This window comes from Rhizobium anhuiense (assembly GCF_003985145.1).
GTDB classification, from domain to species: Bacteria; Pseudomonadota; Alphaproteobacteria; order Rhizobiales; family Rhizobiaceae; genus Rhizobium; species Rhizobium anhuiense.
Genome location: NZ_ML133527.1, coordinates 221,653 through 240,953, shown reverse-complemented (window position 1 = coordinate 240,953; position 19,301 = coordinate 221,653). Strand labels below are relative to the sequence as shown.

Genomic DNA, 19,301 nt, shown 5'->3' with positions numbered 1-19,301 from the left:
ACATCATGACCAGGGAACTTGGCGTCGGCATCATTGGATGCGGCAACATCTCCACCACCTACTTTTCACTGGCACCGCTCTTCAAGGGGCTGAAGGTGCTGGCCTGCGCCGATATCAACGTGCAGGCCGCCGAGGCGCGCGCCAAGGAATACGGCGTCAAGGCGCAGACGATCGACGCGCTTCTCGCCAATGACGAGATCGACGTCGTCGTCAACCTGACGATCCCGGATGCTCATTTCCGGGTGTCGAAGGCGATCCTCGAGGCTGGGAAACACGTCTATTCGGAAAAGCCCCTAGTGCTTTCGCTCGAAGAGGGCGAGGAGCTTCGGCGCATCGCCAAGGAGAAGAAGCTTGCCGTCGGCTGCGCGCCCGACACCTTCCTCGGCGGCGCCCACCAACTCGCCCGCAAGTTCATCGACGACGGCGGCATCGGCCGGGTGACTTCGGGCGCCTGCTACGTCATGAGCCCCGGCATGGAGATGTGGCATCCGAACCCGGATTTCTTCTTTCTGCCGGGCGGCGGCCCGATCCTTGATCTCGGCCCCTATTACATCGCCAATCTGATCAATCTGATCGGCCCGGTGAAACGCGTCGGCGGCATGACCTCGATGGCGTCGCCGACCCGCACGATCACCAGCGAGCCGCGCAATGGCGAGATCATCCCGGTCAAGACCCCGACGACGATCCAGGCGCTGCTCGAATTCGTCAACGGCGCCACGGTGACGCTGACGGCGAGCTGGGACGTGTGGTCTCACCGCCATGCCAATATGGAGCTCTACGGCACCGATGGCTCGCTCTACGTACCGGACCCGAACTTCTTCGGCGGCGTCGTCGAGGCCAGCGGCCGCGACAAGGACATCAAGCCGCTGGAGGCTTGGGAGCATCCGTTCGGCAAGATCAACCAGGAAAACCCGAACGGCGCGCGCGCCAACTACCGCACCGCCGGCCTTGCCGACATGGTGTCGGCGCTGATCGAAGGGCGCGATGCGCGCTGCTCGCTCGACCGCACGCTGCACGGCGTCGACGTCATGACCTCGATCCTGAAATCGGGCGAGGAGGGCCGTTTCATCGACCTGACGACAACCTGCACGCAGCCGGCCGCCCTCGGTATCGAAGAAGCACAGGCGCTCTTGAAGTAGGTCTGCGAAGCTCTATTGTCGGCGCGGGCGATAGGCCCGCGCCTTTTTACTTCGATCGTTTGTTACGCGCGATTCCTGGGAAAAAGGCTGCATACTTTTCCAGGAATTGCTTTTAAAGGATTGGGATCATGAGCTGGCAACCAGCCGCAGACCGCTATTCGAAAATGAAATATAATCGCACGGGCCGTTCCGGCCTGAAGCTGCCGGCCGTCTCGCTCGGCCTCTGGCACAATTTCGGCGGCGACACGTCGCATGACCGCAAGATCGACATGTGCCGCACGGCCTTCGACCTCGGCATCACCCATTTCGACCTCGCCAACAATTACGGCCCGCCGCCCGGCAGCGCCGAGACCGCCTTCGGCGAGATCCTGCGCACCGAATTTGCCGGGCTTCGTGACGAGCTGATCATCTCGTCGAAGGCCGGTTATGACATGTGGCCCGGACCCTATGGCGAATGGGGCAGCCGAAAGTACCTGATCGCCTCCTGCGACCAGAGCCTGAAGCGCATGGGCCTCGACTATGTAGACATCTTCTATTCGCATCGCTTCGATCCGGAGACGCCGCTGGAAGAGACCTGCGGCGCGCTCGACCATATCGTCCGCTCCGGCCGGGCGCTCTATGTCGGCATTTCCTCCTATAATTCGCAGCGCTCGCGCGAAGCCGCAAAGATCCTGCAGGAGCTCGGCACGCCGTGCCTGATCCACCAGCCGAGCTATTCGATGCTCAATCGCTGGGTCGAAGACGACAAGCTGCTCGATACGCTGGATGAGGTCGGCATGGGTTCGATCGTCTTCTCGCCGCTTGCCCAGGGCATGCTGTCGACGAAATATCTCGGCGGCATTCCGGAAGACAGCCGCGCGGCGCAGAACCACTTCCTCAAGCGCGATTTCATCCGCCCTTCGATCATCGACAATATCCGCAAGCTCAACGGGATCGCCGAAAAGCGCGGCCAGACGCTGGCGCAGATGGCGATCGCCTGGGTGCTGCGCGGCGGCCGCGTGACCTCGGCGCTGATCGGCGCCAGCCGCTCCTCGCAGATCGTCGATTGCGTCAAGGCGCTCGACAATCTCGAATTCACCGTAGAGGAACTTGCCGAGATCGACGTCTACGCCCGCGAGGCCGACATCAACCTCTGGGCCAAGTCGGCCGAACGCGCATAAATCAAGCCGGGCCCGGGGAGGAAACTCTTCCGGGCTCTTTTCTGCTATGATCTGATGTACGTGCAGCAAATAGCACCGATGCTCGGAGGAGACCGTCCATGATCCGCAATCCCATCCTGCCGGGGTTCAACCCCGATCCGTCGATCTGCCGCGTCGGCGCGGATTATTACATCGCCACCTCGACCTTCGAATGGTATCCCGGCGTGCAGATCCACCATTCGCGCGACCTGGTGAACTGGACGTTGGTGCGCCGGCCGCTGGAACGCAGGTCGCAACTCGACATGCGCGGCAATCCCGATAGCTGCGGCATCTGGGCGCCGTGTCTTTCCTATGCCGACGGGCAGTTCTGGCTTGTTTATACCGACGTCAAGCGCTTCGACGGCAGCTTCAAGGACGCGCCGAACTACATCGTCACCGCACCCTCGATCGAGGCCGAATGGTCCGACCCCGTCTATGTCAATTCCTCCGGCTTCGATCCCTCGCTGTTTCACGACGATGACGGCCGCAAGTGGTTCGTCAACATGCAGTGGAACCATCGCACCGAAAGCTACGGCGGCTCGCCGAAGTCACCGGCCTTCGACGGTATTCTGCTGCAGGAATGGGATCCGGCGACAAAGGCGTTGAAGGGGCCGATCAAGAACATCTTCGCCGGCAGCCCGCTCGGCCTCGTCGAAGGCCCGCATCTCTTCAAACGCAACGGCTGGTATTATCTGACGACCGCCGAGGGCGGCACCGGCTACGACCATGCCGTCACCATGGCGCGGTCGCGTGATATCGACGGACCCTATCAGATGCACCCGAACATGCACCTGATCACCTCCAAGGACCACCCGGGCGCGGTGCTGCAGCGGGCAGGGCACGGGCAGTATGTCGAGACGCCCGACGGCGAGGCCTACCACACCCATCTCTGCGGCCGGCCGCTGCCGCCGAAACGGCGATGCACACTGGGGCGAGAGACAAGCCTGCAGAAATGCGTCTGGCGCGACGATGACTGGCTTTATCTCGAAAATGGTACCAGCGTACCTGATGTCGATGTACCCGGTCTCTTCGGCGCGACGCCTGTGGAAAAGCCGATGCGCAGCGAATACAGCTTCGACGGCGGCACGCTGCCTGCCGATTTTCAGTGGCTGCGCACGCCCCAGCCCGAGCGCATCTTCAACCTGACGGATCGTCCCGGCCATTTGCGCCTGATTGCGCGCGAAAGCATCGGTTCCTGGTTCGAACAGTCGCTGATCGCCCGCCGGCAGGAACACCACAGTTTCCGCGCCGAGACCGTGATCGAGTTCTCGCCCGACACCTATCAGCAGGTGGCGGGGCTGACGCATTACTACAACCGGCACAAGTTCCACGCCGTTGCCGTGACGCTGCACGAAACACTCGGCCGCTGCGTGACGATCCTCTCCTGCAACGGCGACTACCCGAACGGACGGCTGAGTTTTCCCGCCGAAAGCGGCGTTTCGATTGCCGCCGAGGGCCGCGTCCAGCTCGCCATGGAAATCCGCGAGAACGACCTGCAGTTCTTCTGGCAGACCGAAGGCAAGGGCGCATGGCAGCCGATCGGCCCGGTCCTCGACGCCGGTGTGATTTCCGACGAGGGCGGACGCGGCGAACATGGCTCCTTCACCGGTGCATTCGCCGGCGTATTTGCCTTCGATACGTCAGGCCGGGCGAAGACTGCTGATTTCGACTGGTTTGTTTATGACGAGTTGTAAGGGCGAGCGACGATAGGACCGAATGCGCCGATCGCCAGCGAGGGGCAACAACGGATAACCCACAAAAAGAAAGCCGGCGCAGGGCCGGCTTAAGACGAACACGGCTGGACAGGGATACTGGCCGGTTCCAAGCACTTCGTAACTGAACAATAACTTTCACTACATGCCGAGGCAGCCAAAAAGAGGCGCAACGAGAACGCCCGGAGACGGCTCCGCAAAGGGATGGGCGGCGGGGGCGGATGCCGGTGCTGGCCTCGACTCTCTTATCGGGCATGAATATCACCGGATGATGACATCTGAGCCCGGCCGCTGCCTTTCTTTTCGCGAGGGGCGGTTCGTCACGAAGCCCGATGCCAACTACCCCGCCCGCGCCAGCGGATTGACAATGTCAGCGGGCGCCCTGTGTTAGTGGGCGCCTACGCTAGCGGGCCAACTATGTTAGCAGTGCGCGAATGCAGTGTTCAGCGCTTAAGGATGTTAAAGCGTTACAAAGGGACTATATAGCGGCCGAGTAACTTCCGAGAATCCTCAAGAGTTCCGCATGGCCCCCATCATTTCCGTTCAGAACCTCACCAAGACCTACGCCAATGGGTTCGAGGCCCTGAAGGACATCAATCTCGACGTCGAAAAGGGTGAGATCCTGGCGCTGCTCGGGCCAAACGGCGCGGGCAAGACGACGCTGATCTCGATTATCTGCGGCATCGCCAATCCGAGCGGCGGCCGGGTGTTGGTCGCCGGCCACGATGTCGTGAAGGATTTTCGCGCCACCCGCGGAATGATCGGGCTGGTGCCGCAGGAACTGACCACCGATCAGTTCGAGACGGTGTTCAATACCGTCAGCTTTTCGCGCGGTCTGCACGGCAAGAAAGCCAATCCTGCTCACATCGAGAGAGTGCTGCGCGCACTCTCGCTCTGGGACAAGAAGGACAATATGCTGCGCCAGCTCTCCGGCGGCATGAAGCGGCGAGTGCTGATCGCCAAGGCTCTCTCGCATGAGCCGGATATTCTTTTCCTCGACGAGCCGACCGCCGGCGTCGACGTGACGCTGCGCAAGGACATGTGGCATGTCGTCGAAGAGCTTCGGGCCTCCGGCGTCACCATCATCCTGACCACGCATTATATCGAAGAGGCCGAGGAAATTGCCGACCGCGTCGGCGTCATCAACGGCGGCGAACTGCTGCTCGTCGAGGACAAGGCGGCGCTGATGGCCAAGCTCGGTCGTAAGCAGCTCATCCTCGATCTCACTGAACGGCTCGACCGGCTGCCGGATTGTTTTGCCGGCAATGGATTGACGCTGGAGGCTGACGGCAACCGGCTGACTTATGATTTCGACACTGACAACGAGCAGGAAAGTATCGCGGCACTGCTGACCCGGCTCGGCGAGAACAATATCCATTTCAAGGATCTCTCGACGCGGCAAAGCTCGCTTGAGGACATCTTCGTGGCGCTGGTGGGAGCGGACAAATGAACGTCGAGGCCGTCAAATCGATCTATTTCTTCGAGATGGCGCGCACGCGCCGCACCCTGCTGCAGAGCGTCATCTCGCCCGTGATCTCGACATCTCTTTATTTCATCGTCTTCGGCGCCGCGGTCGGCTCGCGCATCCAGGAGGTGGAGGGCGTGTCCTACGGCGCCTTCATCACCCCCGGCCTGATCATGCTGACGTTGCTCGGCCAGTGCATCAGCAACGGCTCCTTCGGCATCTATTTCCCGAAATTCACCGGCACGATCTACGAGGTGCTTTCGGCGCCGGTGGCGATGACCGAGATTTTGCTCGGTTATGTCGGGGCGGCGGCAACCAAGGGAATGATTATCGGCTTCATTATCCTCCTGACCGCCAATCTTTTCGTCGACGTCAGGATCGAGCATCCCTTCATGATGATCCTGTTCTTCCTACTGACGGCGATCACCTTCAGCCTGTTCGGCTTCATGATCGGCATCTGGGCCGGCAATTTCGAACAGCTGAACCTTATTCCCATGCTGGTCGTGCCGCCGCTCACCTTCCTCGGCGGCAGCTTCTATTCGGTCAGCATGCTGCCGCCTTTCTGGCAGGCGGTCAGCCACCTCAACCCGGTGCTCTATCTCGTCAGCGGTTTCCGCTGGAGCTTTTACGGGATCGCCGATGTCAATCCGGCGATCAGCCTGGCGATGATCACGGCCTTCTTGGGCATCTGCCTGGGAACGCTCGCCTGGATATTCAAGACGGGGTATCGGCTGCGCAACTGACCGTTTTCCTGAATGACATCATCGGATTTTTCGATGATGTCATCGATTTCTTCCGTTTTTCTTCCGTTTTGGCCTGGGGCATCTGCTGGTCAGCCAAGAAGGAGACGGCAGATGACGGATATCAGGATCGAAGGCGCGAAGATCATTATTGTTGGCGGCAGTTCCGGCATGGGACTGGCGCTTGCTGCACGCCTACTTGAGGAGGGAGCGTCGGTGACGATCGCGGGACGTAGCGCCGACAGGCTTGCGGCGGCGCGGCGCGATCTCGGCGATCACCCTGGATTGGCGACGCTTGCCGTCGATATATCGCGAGAGGAAGAGGTCGCGGCGCTTTTCCGCAATAGCGATCCCGTTGACCATATCGTCAGCACCGCCGCTGACATCGAAGGCGCCTACCAGTTGCTGCCGTCGATCGAACTTGCGGCGGCACAACGTGTGGTCGAGAGCAAGTTCTATGGGCCGTTGCTGCTGGCGAAATACGGTGCGCCGCTCCTGCCGCTATCAGGATCTATTACTTATACATCGGGCGTTGCGGCCTATCGGCCGGCGGCGCGGGGATCGGTCGTCGCTGCGGTTAACGCTGCGCTCGAAGGCCTGGTCAGGGCGTTGGCGATCGAGCTGGCGCCGATCCGCGTCAACGCCGTGTCGCCGGGATGGGTGGACACGCCGATTTGGAGCTTGGTTGCCGGCGACGCCAAGCAGGCGACGCTTGAGGCCATGGCACAACGCCTGCCAGCCGGGCGTGTCGGCAGGCCCGCGGATATTGCCGATGCGATCCGCTTCCTGATCGGCAACGGCTTCACCACAGGCACTATCCTGCACGTTGAAGGCGGACATCGGCTGGTTTGAGGGGCTGAAGGTTGTCGGACGCTGATGCCAGCAAGAGAGAAAGCGCCGGCGGCTGAACGCGCCGGCGGCGCCACACCATGATCAGCGAAGCGGCAGGTGGATTGCCCGGCCATGGCAGTTCGACGACGTCGTCGCGTGTTGCCGCATGGCCGAGCGCAAGGCGTGGCACAAGGCCGTAACCAGTGCCGGATGCAACGAGGCGGATGATCGTGGCGATGCTGTCGGCCTCAGTGACGATCGGTGGCGTGGCGATGCCGGCGTCGGCAAAGGCGGTCTCGAACAGGTGACGGTAGACGCAGCCGGTTTCGGTGGCGACGAAGGGCGCGTTCTTCAGTGCGGCGAGGCTTGCGGGTGGTCGGGCTTGCAAATCGCGGCCGGCAATCAGCGCCAACTGTTCGCTGCAGATGCGGCGCGTCAAGAAGCGTTCGTCCTGATGCCCGCGATCGAAGGTGAAGGCGACATCGATCGAGCCCTGCTGCAACTGCTCAACCAATTCGCCGCTGCCGCCGACCTTGAGCTTGAGGCCGACGTCTGGGTTCTTCTTGCGAAAGAGTGATAGCCACGGCGCCAGCCTTTCGGCGGCGATGGTTTCGAGCGTACCCAAGGTGATGGACTGTCCAGCGCTGCCGGCTGCAGCACTGACGGCGGCCTTCGCCTCGTCGTTCAGCGCCAGTATCTCTTCGGCATAGGCCTTGAGGACCGCGCCCGCCGGTGTCGGGACCACGCCCTGCCGGGAGCGGAGGAAGAGCTCTGCGCCCAATTCCTCTTCCAGAGCCTGTATCTGGTCGCTGAGGCTCGACTGAGCGAGATTGACCTCGGCGGCGGCGCGCGTCAGATTTTCGTGCCGGATCACCGCAAGGAATGTCTTCAATTGTCGCAGGTTCATGTTGGCTCCGTACGACGCGTGGAGGCGCCTTGACGCAGGATATCAACAAAGCAGAACGTGCTGCAATGCAGGTGCATTTGGCGACGAAGGCTTGTCTTTCCTGCTGCGTGTTGCGCCCGCTTCATCTCAGGCGCTGCTGACGAGCAGAGCGCCTGAGATGATCAGGACGGTACCGGCGGCGAGCCTCATTATGTTGACCTCGGAGGCTTCACCGAGAATGACGGCGCCGATTGCCAGCGTCACCAGCACGTTGCAGCTCCAGATCGGAGCGAGTTTCGAAACCGGGACGCCATAAGCAAAAAGCGCAAAGCTGATGAGGCCGGTGCCGACGGCAAAGCAGGCGCCCGCGATGGCGGCAAAACCGAGACCCTCGGCAGTCCAGGGGGCAGGGCGCCAGATCAGCGCGGCGAGCAGACCGGCGAGTGCGCAGACAGCGCCAAAGGCGATCAGATAGACGGCGGAGCCGGTGGCTGATGTGGCGCTCTGTTTCTGGAAGATGGCAGTGATGCCCCAGAAGAAAGCCGGCAGAACCCCGCCGATGACGATCGGCCAAAGTGAATTCATCGCGAAACTCCTGTCGCACCCATGGATTAAGGCCTCGCCCAAGGCGAAGGCCGGTCGAACATGCGGTGCCACCAGACTACAGCGCCGCGCGTCTTTCAGACGCGCAAAGGACGCTGTAGCACTTTGAATTGCTGCATAGTTCCTGAAATCGATTCCGATTTCAGGAACTATGCAGAGGAAGTTTCTTTTTGCTCTTTGTGGTCTTGTTGTTGCGCTTGAAGCTGACAGATCCGAACGCTGCCGTAAAGCCGCTCCGCCCGTCAAAAAGCGGCACATTGACGGAGTGCGAATTTCTCTCTAGCTGTAGCGGCCATGAAGATCGCAATGGTTCTTGTCGTAGTGATAGAGCGCATGGGCAGGATGGTGTAACCATCCGGCAAACAGCCCCATGCGCGGAATCGAGCTCCTGACGGGGCTTTTTTTATGCCCTGAATTTGGCTGCGCCTCGTCAGATTTCCCACGACATCTCGCTGACAAGACGGGCAAGACCATGACTCGCGACAATGCTGTTCAGAACTCCAGCAGCCGCATGACCGACACGACGGTTGCGACATCGACCGCGGCGGCGCCCCGGCGCACGATCCTCCTCCTGCTCACGGCGCTTTCGGTATTGCCGGTGAACATATATCTGCCGGCGCTGCCGAACATCGCAGCCACGTTCCAAGCCGATTTCGCGCTCGTCAATCTGTCGGTTGCGGGCTATGCGATCGTCAACGCGCTGACAGAGATCGTCGCAGGCGCAATGTCGGATCGATATGGGCGCAGACCGGTCGCACTGATCGCCGTCGCCATTTTCATCGTCGCCTCCGTCGGTTGCGCCCTTGCTCCAAATATCGGCATCTTCCTTCTGTTTCGCGCCATGCAAGCGTCCATCGCCGCATGTTTTTGTGTCGCCCTCGTCGTCATCAAGGAGACGGCGGGCGAAGGTCAGGCCGCCAACAGAATTGGTTACGCCGCCATGGGATGGGCAATTGCTCCCATGCTGGGTCCCACCTTCGGCGGAGCTTTGGACGAGTTGTTCGGATGGCGGTCGATTTTCGTCGCCCTTGCGCTGCTCGGGGCCGCCATCCTCGCGATCTCCATGCGCGAGCTCAAGGAGACCGCCGAACACAAATCGAGATCGAGAGGCAACCATCTCGCCTCCTATGGGCAGCTTCTGGGTTCGGCACGGTTCTGGGCCTATGCGCTGTGCATGGCCTGTTCGACGGGCACTCTCTATATTTTCCTGGGAGGAGCATCGTCGGCCGTTGGCGAGTCGCTCGGCGGATCAAGCGCAAAGCTCGGCTTCTACATGGGAATGATCCCTGCGGGGTTCATTCTGGGCAGCTATCTCGCCGGCCGCTTCACCAGGAACTCGCCGGGCACGACCCTTGTCATTGCGCGCCTGGTGACGTGTATGGGTCTATTGTTTGGGCTTATCTTCTCGATGTCGGGCGCCACCCACGTGCTTGCGTTCTTCGGACCCTGCATATTCATCGGCATCGGCAACGGATTGACCTTTCCCGCCGCCAATCTGGGTGTGATGTCCGTGCGCGGCAATCTCGCAGGCACCGCCGCGGGCCTTGCTGCCGCGATGTCGATTGGCGGCGGAGCACTCATCGCCTCGGTCGCCGGGCTGTTTCTCGGTGGGCCGGGCGCGGTTCACACGCTATTCGGCCTGTTGCTGATATCGGCTTCGCTCGCATTGTCGGCAGCGCTTTTCGCGGCACTCGTCGATCGGCGAACGGCTGACAACGGATCGTGAGCGCCTCGGCGCCGGGTTCAATCGCGCATGCGCAGTTCATCGGTCTGCATCTGCAGGGAGCCCAGCGTTTCCAGGAAGCTCATGCCGAGCAGGCTCTGGTCGAGCCGGCCGTCCTCGGCGACGCTGGCTGCGACATTGTTGCGGACGATCGGGCCGATCGCCACCTGGTCGAGCGTGACGGGTGCTGCGCGGCCGCGGCCGTTGGCGGTCATGACGGTCATGGAATAGGTGAGGCCGGAGAGGTCGATGCCGATCCGCTCGGCATCTTCGCGCGACAGCGCCACCATGCTGGCGCCGGTGTCGACGAGCATCTGGATCGTCTGGCCGTTGACAGCGACATCGGCTTCGAAATGGCCGTTCAGCAGCTTGTGCAGGATGATCTCCTGGCCGCCCTCGCTTGTCGTGACGACGACGGCGTGGCCGGGAACGAGGCCGGCGAGCAGCCTGTTGCCGACGCCGAGCGCCTCCTGGCGATAGAGATAGACGGTCGCGAGCGCCAGGATGATGACCAGCCAGATCATCATCTGGCGCATCGTTTCGCCGACACTGCGCCGGCTGGCCCAGATGCCGGCCGAAAGCATCAGCGCGATCGGCAACAGATAGACGACGCGGCCGAAGTCATCGCTCTGCAGGCCGAGGATATGGCCGCTGTCATTGTTGACGATCAACACGGCAAGGCCGATGCCGATCACGACGAGGAATACGGTCAAACGGATCATAAAGGCCGCTCCGACCGACTGGCGAGGCTTGTTTCCATATGGTTCGGCACCGCGGCGATGCCTGCAAGCCTTGCCGGCAGCAGCGCCATGATCCGTCTTCGCTCGGCGTCGGAGTAGGTCATCCAGCTGCCAATCTCCTGAAGAGTCCGGCCGCAGCCGGCGCAAAATCCGGCGGAGGGCTCCATGGAGCAGACGTGAATGCAGGGTGTTTGCATGAGCGATATATCGGAGTTTCAAAGAGCGGTGGCAAGAGCGCAAAGGGTGGCGATCTCGCAAATTTGCTGGGTTGCGCCGAGCGTATCGCCGGTGTGGCCGGCAAGCTTGCGGCGGATGAAAACGGTGAAGGAAAGCCCTGCGATCCCGGTGGCGAGCAGGCTTGCGACCAGCGGCCTCAGGCCGAAGGCAGGCCAGATCAGAAGCGCTGCGACGAGGCCGGCCGCGGCGAGCGCAAACTGCATCGCCGCCTCGTCCGGCTGTCCGGTCGAGGCAGCCACGCCATCGGCCTTTGCCGGTGCCAGCCGCTGCCAGTGCCAGGTGATGGCGCCGCGGCTCAGTGCCGCGACGGCGAGAATGGCAAGGGCGGCAGCGAGCGGCGAGGAATGTCGGGCGATGGCGGCAAGCGCGGCTGCGCGGATCGCGAAAGACAGGATCAATGCTATCGCGCCATAGGTGCCGATCCGGCTGTCCTTCATGATGAGGAGGCTCTGCTCGCGGCTCTTGCCGCCGCCGATGCCATCGGCCGTATCGGCCAGGCCGTCCTCGTGCAGCGCACCGGTGACGAGAGCCTGGACGGAAAGCGCGATCAGAGCTGCCATCAGCGGGTCGGCCCTGAGCCCCAAAAGCAGGAGGAGCGCGAGCCCGGGGGCGAAGCCGATGACCAGGCCGGCGAAGGGAAAGGCGCGCACCAGCCGGCCGAGCCTGCCGTCATAGCCTTTGAACAGCGATTGCGGCATCGGAATGCGGCTGAGGAAGGCGACGGCGCGGGCGGTGTCGACCGCATGGTCCTTGATCTTCATTCTGCTTCGTTCTGCCAGAGGTTTCGGCTTATGGTCGCGGCGGCGCTTTTGGAGTTGTTCGCCTCGTCCGCCCGCTTTAAGAGAGTTGCCACCCGCAAGGAAGCTGATTTGCGTGGAAAAGACAAGAATACCGGATTCATAGGAAAACCGCACAGATGAGCGTTTCAGGCCTGCCGTTCGACGATTTCCGTACCCTGCTTCGTGACCTGCCGGGCCCGGATGCCCGCGCGCTGGTGGCGGCGCGCGAACGCGACGCGCAACTGACCAAGCCGCCGGGCGCGCTTGGACGGCTTGAGGAGATCGCCTTCTGGCTTGCCGCCTGGACGGGCCGCACACCTGCCGTCAACCGGCCGCTGGTGGCGATCTTTGCCGGCAATCACGGCGTCACCAGACAGGGCATCACGCCCTTTCCGCCCGCGGTGACGCAGCAGATGGTCGAGAATTTTGCCGCCGGGGGGGCTGCGATCAACCAGATCTGCGTCGCCTATGATCTCGGGCTGAAAGTCTTCGATCTGGCGCTCGATTATCCCACCGGAGACATCACCGAAGAGGCCGCACTTTCCGAGCGCGATTGCGCCGCGACCATGGCCTTCGGCATGGAGGCGATCGCCGGCGGCACCGACCTGCTCTGCATCGGCGAGATGGGGATCGGCAATACGACGATTGCGGCGGCGATCAATTATGCGCTTTACGGCGGTTCGGCACGCGACTGGGTGGGACCCGGCACCGGTTCGGAAGGCGAGATGCTGGAGCGCAAGATCGCGGCGGTGGAAAAGGCGGTGGCGTTGCATAGCGACCATCTCGATGATCCGCTGGAGATCATGCGCCGGCTCGGCGGCCGCGAGATCGCGGCGATGGCCGGCGCCATTCTTGCCGCCCGCATGGAGCGCATTCCCGTGCTGATCGACGGTTATGTCGCAACCGCGGCGGCAGCGATCCTGAAGGCCGCCAATCCGTCCGCACTCGATCATTGCCTGATCGGCCATGTCTCCGGCGAGCCAGGACATCTGCGCGCAATTGAGATGCTCGGCAAAACGCCGCTTCTGGCGCTTGGCATGCGGCTCGGCGAAGGCACCGGTGCGGCGCTCGCCGCCGGTATCGTCAAGGCGGCCGCCGCCTGCCATTCCGGCATGGCGACCTTCGCCCAGGCGGGTGTGACCAACAAGCATTGAGGCCGCGGCCGGTGCCGCCGATCCCGCGGTCGGCGCGGCCGATCCGCCCGCCTTTGCTTGCGCCGCCCAAGGGGATTCGGTATTTGCGTATTCGCTCATCGAAGGGGAGACGGCAAGCTTTCCCGGGTCTGTGACGCAACGGCAAGAGGAGAGGGTGTCTTGACGAAGCCTGCGGTGACGAAAGAGACCGGATTTCGGCATTTTTTCGCCGCGGCCAGCTACTCCTGGGCGGGCTTCCTGCGGGTGCTGAAAGAGGCGGCCTTCCGCCAGGAGCTTGGTTTCTTCGTCGTTTCGATCACAGCGCTGGCGCTCGTTGGTGCAAGTGTCGGCGAGATCGTCGTCGCGGTGCTTCTGTTTCTCGCACTCTTTTCGATGGAGGCGATGAATACCGCCGTCGAAGAGGTGATCGACCGGATTTCGCCGGAGGTTTCCATCGTCGGCAAACATGCCAAGGATCTCGGCTCTTTCGCGGTAAGCTGCATGATCGCCGCCTGCTGCCTCTATCTCGGCTTCGTTCTCGGCAAGCACCTATTCTTTAGCTGATTCAGGCAAAACTCTTGCGCTTGCGCGCGACGGCCTGGGCCTCCTCGACGGCCGGCAGGCTCTGAAGCACGCGTTTGGCGGGCAGGATGGCGATGACCTCGGTGCCCTCGCGCAGCTTCGATTTCAGCAGGAACTGTCCGTCATGCTTGGCAAGGATCGCCTGGACGATCGGCAGGCCGAGACCGGTACCCTGTTCGGCGCTCTTGATGGCAATCGAGCCCTGGCCGAAGGCCGACAGGACGACGGGGATCTCTTCTTCCGGAATGCCGGGGCCGTTGTCCTTGATCGAGATGTACTGACCGCCGCCGGCCGTCCAGCCGACCTTGACATGGATCTCGCCACCCTGCGGCGTGAATTTTACGGCATTGGAGAGAAGGTTGAGCACCACCTGACGCATCGATTTTTCATCCGCCCAGATGGCCGGCAGCTGCCGCTCGAACTGGTCCGAAATGGCAATATTCTTGCCGCGGGCGCGCAGCTGGACCATGCCGATGCAATCTTCGGTGATATCGAGAAGCGAGATCGCCTCCTCGCTCAGCTCGTATTTGCCGGCTTCGATGCGCGACAGGTCGAGAATCTCGTTGATCAGATCGAGCAGATGCTGGCCGGAGCGGTGGATATCGCCGGCATATTCCTTGTAGGTCGGATTGGCGAGCGGTCCCATGACTTCGGCCGACATCACCTCTGAGAATCCGAGGATGGCGTTGAGTGGGGTCCTCAGCTCGTGCGACATGGAGGCAAGGAAGCGGGACTTGGCGAGGTTCGCCTCTTCGGCGCGGCGGCGAGCCTCGTCCGACATCGATTTCGCCACCTCGAGCTCGGCGATCAGGTCGTCCTTTTCAGACTGGTAGGAGAGGATCCTGAGGTTCGACTTGAAGAGCCGGTCGCTGATATAGTTGAAGAAGACGAGAGTGGTGGTGAAGAGCCCCGTCAGGCTGATTTCGAGGAAGTCGCGCGACAGGCCGCTCTTGGCGGCGAGCGCCAGGACCGCCGGCGAGAAGGCGGCGAGCACGGCAGGCGTCAGCATGAAGTTCGACATCGCCGTGACGGAGAGCGCGATCAGCAGCGTGGCGCCCTTATAAAGAATGAAGCTCGACGGCTCGCAAGTGTCGCAGCCCTGCAGGGCGAAGACGGCCCAGCAGCAGCCGAGAAGGAACTGGCCGAGCAGCAGCATGCGGCGCCATTTGCGGGCGCTCTCGGGGGTGATTTCCTGCCGGCGCGCGCGCCGTGCGAGCAGGATATTGCCGGTGTGACAGGTGAGCGTCAGCAGCGCCCAGAAGAGCAATTGGGTGTTCTGGGTGAAATAGACGCCAAGCGCGGTGATGATGACAACAAACAGCGGCATGATCGTCGCGCCCTGCAGCATCGACGTCACATACATCTTGAGCACGTCACGGTCGAAGGAGGAATTGGACGCATGACCGGACTGAAGACGTTCGCGCGTTTGCCGCACGGCCTTGGAAACGGCCTTGTTGCGGTGGCTGCGCGACCTGTCGACGATGATCTTGTCGGTCGATGTGCTTACGCCGGTACTCATGTGCACGTTGAAACTTCATCCCAGGGTGGATAAGAGCTTAACCGGCAATTCTTAAGAAGATGTTTGCCATCTTTGCCAAGGATTTGTTTTTTAAGGAGGCAAAAGCGTGACACGGGGTCTGCGCCTGATTCGCGACGGCGTGACCGCTTTTGCCCTGCTGGTGCTCGTGGCGCTGATCGCCGCCAAGCTCAACGACGCAGCAAAGATCGAGCATATGGGTGCTTTCCACGCGGCCGACGGTGACAGTCTGACATTGGGAGCCGAACGTCTGCGCCTCGAAGGCATCGATGCGCCGGAACTCAATCAGAGCTGCCAGCGGGCAGGGAAGGCTTGGGCCTGCGGCCGGTCGGCGCGCGAGGCGCTGCAGGACATGATGCTGGCATCCGGAACGCTGTGCCAGGGCAGCCGGCGCGACCGCTACGACAGGCTGCTCGTCGTCTGCCGGAGCGAAGCGGACGGTGACATCAATGCCGCCATGGTGCGGCGGGGCATGGCCATCTCCTATGGCGGTTATGCTAAAGAAGAGGCCGAGGCGAAGGCTCGGAAGGCGGGCCTCTGGGCCGGGACCTTCGAGCGACCGCGCGATGTGCGCGACCATGCGCGCCACAGTTCCGGTTTCGACGGCGTCCTGCGCTTCATCGGGCAGATTTCCGGATGGGAGTGAAGCCATGAACGATGAAGCCACGCTGGAGACGTTGCGGCGGGAGATCGCGTCCTGCCGAATCTGTCGTGACACGCCGGCGAAGGGGCCCGAATACCGGCTGCCGCACGAGCCGCGGCCGGTGGCGGTGATTTCGTCGAGCGCGCGCATCCTGATCGCCGGACAGGCGCCGGGACTTCGGGTGCATGAGAGCGGCCTGCCGTTCGACGATGCTTCCGGCGACCGGCTGCGGTCATGGCTCGGCGTTGACAGGGCAAGCTTCTACGACTGCGACCGATTCGCCATCGTTGGTATGGGCTTCTGTTTTCCTGGCTACGACGATAAGGGTGCCGATCTGCCGCCGCGGCGCGAATGCGCGCCGTTCTGGCGGCAAAGAGTGATCTCGGCCATGCCGCAGATCGAACTGGTGCTGGTCATCGGCCAATATGCGCAGGCCTGGCATATGACCGGTGAAAAGCGGGGCAATATGACCGAGACGGTGCGGGCGTGGCGTGACGGTCTTCTGTCCGGCCGATCGCCGACGGTGCTGCCGCTGCCGCATCCGAGCTGGCGTAACAGCGGGTGGCTGAAGCGCAATCCCTGGTTCGAGAAAGAATTGCTCCCGGTCTTGCAGGATCGGACGAAAAAGCTGCTTTCCTGAAACAAAATTCTTTTCGTCGCGCGGAATCGAGTTATACAAAGAAAATAATTCGAAAGGACTGTTGTGCGCATGGACCGCCTCGACCGAAAAATACTGCGTCTTCTGCAAGAAGATTCGACTCTTGCCGTTGCCGATCTCGCCAAGAAAGTGGGGCTCTCGACGACGCCATGCTGGCGGCGCATCCAGAAGATGGAAGAAGACGGCGTCATCAAGCGCCGAGTCGCCATCCTCGATCCGGAGAAGGTCAACACCAAGGTCACCGTCTTCGTGTCGATTCGCACTGCCACCCATTCGATCGAATGGTTGCGGCGCTTTTCCGAGGTGGTCGCCGAATTCCCCGAAGTGGTCGAATTCTACCGGATGAGCGGCGATGTCGACTATCTCCTGCGAGTCGTCGTGCCCGATATCGCCGCCTATGACGCCTTTTATAAGCGGATGATCGCCAAGATCGAGATTCGCGACGTCTCATCGGCCTTCGCGATGGAGCAGATCAAGTATTCGACGCAACTGCCGCTCGACTACATGATTCTCGAGAATGCCAAGTCCAACGAGGATTGAGTCTCCCGGCGCGATCGCCGATCGCGTGGGAAAGCGATAAGTTGCAACAAAGCGAGTCGTGCGGTCCGAGACCGCACGCGACATGCTCGATCGCACGCCGATTGCGGCCTGCTTGAGGCAGGCCCCGCCACATTTAAGTATACTCGCTCGGTAAGAGCTAAGAGTAAGACAATGTGGCTTCGGACTGCACAAAACCCCCAAAAATAGCAAAAAACGCCCAAATCGTGCTGGAATCCACAAAATATATATAGCCTGGTAAGGATTGCGGAGTTATTATCCATCTCATCAGTGGGCGTTATGTCATTATTTCGTCGCATTGGTATCGAATTCAGAACACCATGTTCTAAGCCGCTGCCTTGTATGTGTTCATTAGCCGGCGGTAGAGTTTATGCGCTTCACCAGTGTGTTCGACGGGGGTCGAACGGTGGAGAACTTGACAAATGGGGCGTAGCGTTTGCGGCTTGCGATGGAGGATTTCCGTCGCGGAGCCGTTTGGTGTGTTTTCTTCCTAGATAATTGAAATTGTTGTATAAAAATCACGTCCTCAGGGAAAGTTGCTCAACGGAACCCATCTGGCGTGTATCGAGAATTGCTTGATCAAGCCTTGTATGTGATGACGGTTTGGCGGTTCGATCGATCCGCACGCCGAGATGGCTGTTCAAACTGGGCCGGCTTCAAATCGACTACCCGATTGGAAGCCAGCCCCGATCGACAAAGGAATGGATTGGTAAATGAACATCAGAATGGTTTTGCTTGCATCAGCAGCAGCATTTGCTGCATCGACGCCGGTTCTTGCAGCTGACGCTATTGTTGCTGCTGAGCCGGAACCGGTTGAATATGTTCGCGTCTGCGACGCTTACGGCACCGGCTACTTCTACATCCCGGGCACCGAAACCTGCCTCAAGATCGAAGGCTACATCCGTTTCCAGGTCAACGTTGGCGAAGATGTCGGCGGCGATTCGGACTGGGATGCCGTCACCCGCGGTCAGGTTCAGTTCACGGCCAAGAGCGACACCGAGTATGGTCCGCTGACCGGCGTCATCGTCATGCAGTTCAATGCTGACAACGCCACCGATCAGGAAGCTATTCTCGACTCCGCTTACCTCGACGTCGCGGGCTTCCGCGCCGGTCTCTTCTACAGCTGGTGGGACGATGGTCTCTCCGGCGAAACCGACGACATCGGTTCGGTTGTAACGCTCCACAACTCCATCCGCTATCAGTATGAAAGCGGCACCTTCTACGCCGGCATCAGCGTCGACGAACTGGAAGATGGCGTTTACAAGGTTGGTGAAGAAGCCAACAACGTTGGCGTTGCTGTTGGTCTCGGCGGCACTGCCGGTGCGTTCAGCTACCAGATCACTGCCGGCTACGACGTCGACAATGAAGACGGTGCTGTCCGTGCAATGGGTACGGTTGACATCGGTCCCGGCACGCTCGGCCTCGCCGGCGTATACTCCACCGGCCCGAACTCCTACTACTCGACGGCTGAATGGGCTGTTGCTGCCGAATACGCAATCAAGGCAACCGACAAGCTCAAGATCACCCCGGCCGTTCAGTACTACGGCAACTACTTTGGCGGTTCCAAGGTTGTTCCGGATGACTTCGACGGTCTCGGCGATGCATGGAAGGTCGGTCTGACGGTTGATTACCAGATCGTCGACAACTTCTACGCCAAGGCTTCGGTTCAGTACCTCGATCCGGATGATGGCGACGACTCCACGACGGGCTACTTCCGTCTGCAGCGTTCGTTCTAATCCACTTGGTGGATGCTCCCGGTCTTCGGACCGGGAGCACTTAAATCAGTTTCTGATCCGAGTGACCTCCGATCAGCTACGGGGACGTGTCCGGTCTTCCCTGCCGGACCGTCCTTGCATTGTTTTTGGCGGGCAGTCTTCAACGCCGTCGATCACGATGGCCTTTCAGGTGAGCCGAACCGGCGCGTTGCGTATCGCAGGTCGGCATCCTGCCAGCCTTGTTTCCCGAGGCCCCCGTTTTTCCAATTTTTGAAATGAGCTGGTTCAGCCGATAGAAATACCGCACAGACGGCTGTCGATTGCTGTCCTGCTCGGCGTTGGTTGGCTTTGCCGCAACATGTCGTGAAAAGAAAGTCCAATGCCGACAATGTGATCACAGCTTTTTTGGAGAGAGGGTACAACCTTTGCAGGGGCTGGCCTT

At 61.2% G+C, this 19,301-nt stretch carries 19 protein-coding genes; 13 read left to right on the top strand and 6 right to left on the bottom strand.

Annotated features, from left to right (window positions below; genetic code table 11):
- The first annotated feature begins 5 nt into the window (after positions 1-5).
- The 6 genes from EEQ99_RS19585 (at position 6) to EEQ99_RS19560 (ending at position 7,086) form a co-directional block, all read left to right on the top strand.
- Entirely contained in the window at positions 6-1,139 is a 1,134-nt protein-coding gene (locus EEQ99_RS19585) for a Gfo/Idh/MocA family protein (RefSeq protein WP_063475050.1), read from the top strand.
- A gap of 128 nt (positions 1,140-1,267) precedes the next feature.
- Complete coding sequence (mgrA, locus tag EEQ99_RS19580) at positions 1,268-2,299, top strand: L-glyceraldehyde 3-phosphate reductase (protein ID WP_063475049.1); 1,032 nt, start codon at positions 1,268-1,270, stop codon at positions 2,297-2,299.
- Positions 2,300-2,397: 98 nt separating this feature from the next.
- Positions 2,398-4,011, top strand: a complete 1,614-nt coding sequence (locus tag EEQ99_RS19575; RefSeq protein WP_063475048.1) for a glycoside hydrolase family 43 protein — start codon at positions 2,398-2,400, stop codon at positions 4,009-4,011.
- Between the two features lie 541 nt (positions 4,012-4,552).
- Positions 4,553-5,479 carry an ABC transporter ATP-binding protein gene (locus EEQ99_RS19570; RefSeq protein ID WP_127430944.1) on the top strand — a complete coding sequence of 309 codons (927 nt, stop codon included), beginning with the start codon at positions 4,553-4,555 and terminating at the stop codon, positions 5,477-5,479.
- On the top strand, positions 5,476-6,237 hold the full coding sequence (locus EEQ99_RS19565) for an ABC transporter permease (protein WP_063475046.1): 762 nt from the start codon (positions 5,476-5,478) through the stop codon (positions 6,235-6,237). Before EEQ99_RS19570 ends, EEQ99_RS19565 begins: the two co-directional genes overlap by 4 nt.
- Positions 6,238-6,348: 111 nt before the next feature.
- Positions 6,349-7,086: an SDR family oxidoreductase gene (locus EEQ99_RS19560; RefSeq protein WP_047610228.1), complete on the top strand. Its 738-nt coding sequence runs from the start codon at positions 6,349-6,351 to the stop codon at positions 7,084-7,086.
- Here the strand turns inward: EEQ99_RS19560 and EEQ99_RS19555 are convergent.
- Together EEQ99_RS19555 and EEQ99_RS19550 are read right to left on the bottom strand one after the other, a co-directional pair.
- Positions 7,049-7,972, bottom strand: coding sequence for a LysR family transcriptional regulator (locus EEQ99_RS19555; protein WP_063475045.1), 924 nt, complete (start codon positions 7,970-7,972; stop codon positions 7,049-7,051). The two genes, EEQ99_RS19560 and EEQ99_RS19555, sit on opposite strands and share 38 nt — an antisense overlap.
- Before the next feature lie 126 nt (positions 7,973-8,098).
- The gene (locus tag EEQ99_RS19550) at positions 8,099-8,536 is read right to left on the bottom strand and encodes an EamA family transporter (RefSeq protein WP_063475044.1); all 438 of its coding nucleotides are present in this window, start codon (positions 8,534-8,536) and stop codon (positions 8,099-8,101) included.
- A 490-nt stretch (positions 8,537-9,026) separates the two neighbouring features.
- Here EEQ99_RS19550 and EEQ99_RS19540 point away from each other — a divergent pair, with 490 nt between their 5' ends.
- Positions 9,027-10,280, top strand: coding sequence for an MFS transporter (locus tag EEQ99_RS19540; protein ID WP_127430943.1), 1,254 nt, complete (start codon positions 9,027-9,029; stop codon positions 10,278-10,280).
- 17 nt (positions 10,281-10,297) lie between these two features.
- Here EEQ99_RS19540 and EEQ99_RS19535 read toward each other — a convergent pair whose 3' ends face one another.
- From EEQ99_RS19535 to EEQ99_RS19525, 3 genes are read right to left on the bottom strand one after another with little or no spacing between them, the layout of a single operon-like run.
- Complete coding sequence (locus tag EEQ99_RS19535) at positions 10,298-10,999, bottom strand: TIGR02281 family clan AA aspartic protease (protein ID WP_047610219.1); 702 nt, start codon at positions 10,997-10,999, stop codon at positions 10,298-10,300.
- Entirely contained in the window at positions 10,996-11,214 is a 219-nt protein-coding gene (locus EEQ99_RS19530) for a DUF1289 domain-containing protein (protein ID WP_097543691.1), read from the bottom strand. Before EEQ99_RS19530 ends, EEQ99_RS19535 begins: the two co-directional genes overlap by 4 nt.
- 18 nt (positions 11,215-11,232) lie before the next feature.
- Positions 11,233-12,015, bottom strand: coding sequence for an adenosylcobinamide-GDP ribazoletransferase (locus EEQ99_RS19525; RefSeq protein WP_097543690.1), 783 nt, complete (start codon positions 12,013-12,015; stop codon positions 11,233-11,235).
- A 155-nt stretch (positions 12,016-12,170) separates the two neighbouring features.
- Here EEQ99_RS19525 and cobT point away from each other — a divergent pair, with 155 nt between their 5' ends.
- Together cobT and EEQ99_RS19515 are read left to right on the top strand one after the other, a co-directional pair.
- On the top strand, positions 12,171-13,187 hold the full coding sequence (cobT, locus tag EEQ99_RS19520) for a nicotinate-nucleotide--dimethylbenzimidazole phosphoribosyltransferase (RefSeq protein ID WP_047610212.1): 1,017 nt from the start codon (positions 12,171-12,173) through the stop codon (positions 13,185-13,187).
- Between the two features lie 159 nt (positions 13,188-13,346).
- A complete protein-coding gene (locus EEQ99_RS19515) occupies positions 13,347-13,730 on the top strand; it encodes a diacylglycerol kinase (RefSeq protein WP_097543689.1) in 384 nt (127 codons plus the stop codon).
- 1 nt (position 13,731) lies between these two features.
- Here the strand turns inward: EEQ99_RS19515 and EEQ99_RS19510 are convergent, their stop codons facing one another.
- Positions 13,732-15,267 (bottom strand): sensor histidine kinase, encoded by a 1,536-nt coding sequence (locus EEQ99_RS19510; RefSeq protein WP_063475041.1) that lies wholly within the window; start codon positions 15,265-15,267, stop codon positions 13,732-13,734.
- Positions 15,268-15,373: 106 nt separating this feature from the next.
- Here EEQ99_RS19510 and EEQ99_RS19505 point away from each other — a divergent pair, with 106 nt between their 5' ends.
- From EEQ99_RS19505 to EEQ99_RS19485, 4 genes are all read left to right on the top strand, one after another.
- Positions 15,374-15,931, top strand: coding sequence for a thermonuclease family protein (locus tag EEQ99_RS19505; RefSeq protein ID WP_097543688.1), 558 nt, complete (start codon positions 15,374-15,376; stop codon positions 15,929-15,931).
- 4 nt (positions 15,932-15,935) lie between these two features.
- Positions 15,936-16,568 carry a uracil-DNA glycosylase family protein gene (locus EEQ99_RS19500; protein WP_047610204.1) on the top strand — a complete coding sequence of 211 codons (633 nt, stop codon included), beginning with the start codon at positions 15,936-15,938 and terminating at the stop codon, positions 16,566-16,568.
- Positions 16,569-16,637: 69 nt separating this feature from the next.
- Positions 16,638-17,126: an Lrp/AsnC family transcriptional regulator gene (locus tag EEQ99_RS19495; protein WP_004678404.1), complete on the top strand. Its 489-nt coding sequence runs from the start codon at positions 16,638-16,640 to the stop codon at positions 17,124-17,126.
- Positions 17,127-17,857: 731 nt separating this feature from the next.
- A complete protein-coding gene (locus tag EEQ99_RS19485; protein WP_047610200.1) occupies positions 17,858-18,880 on the top strand; it encodes a porin in 1,023 nt (340 codons plus the stop codon).
- Positions 18,881-19,301: the final 421 nt, after the last annotated feature.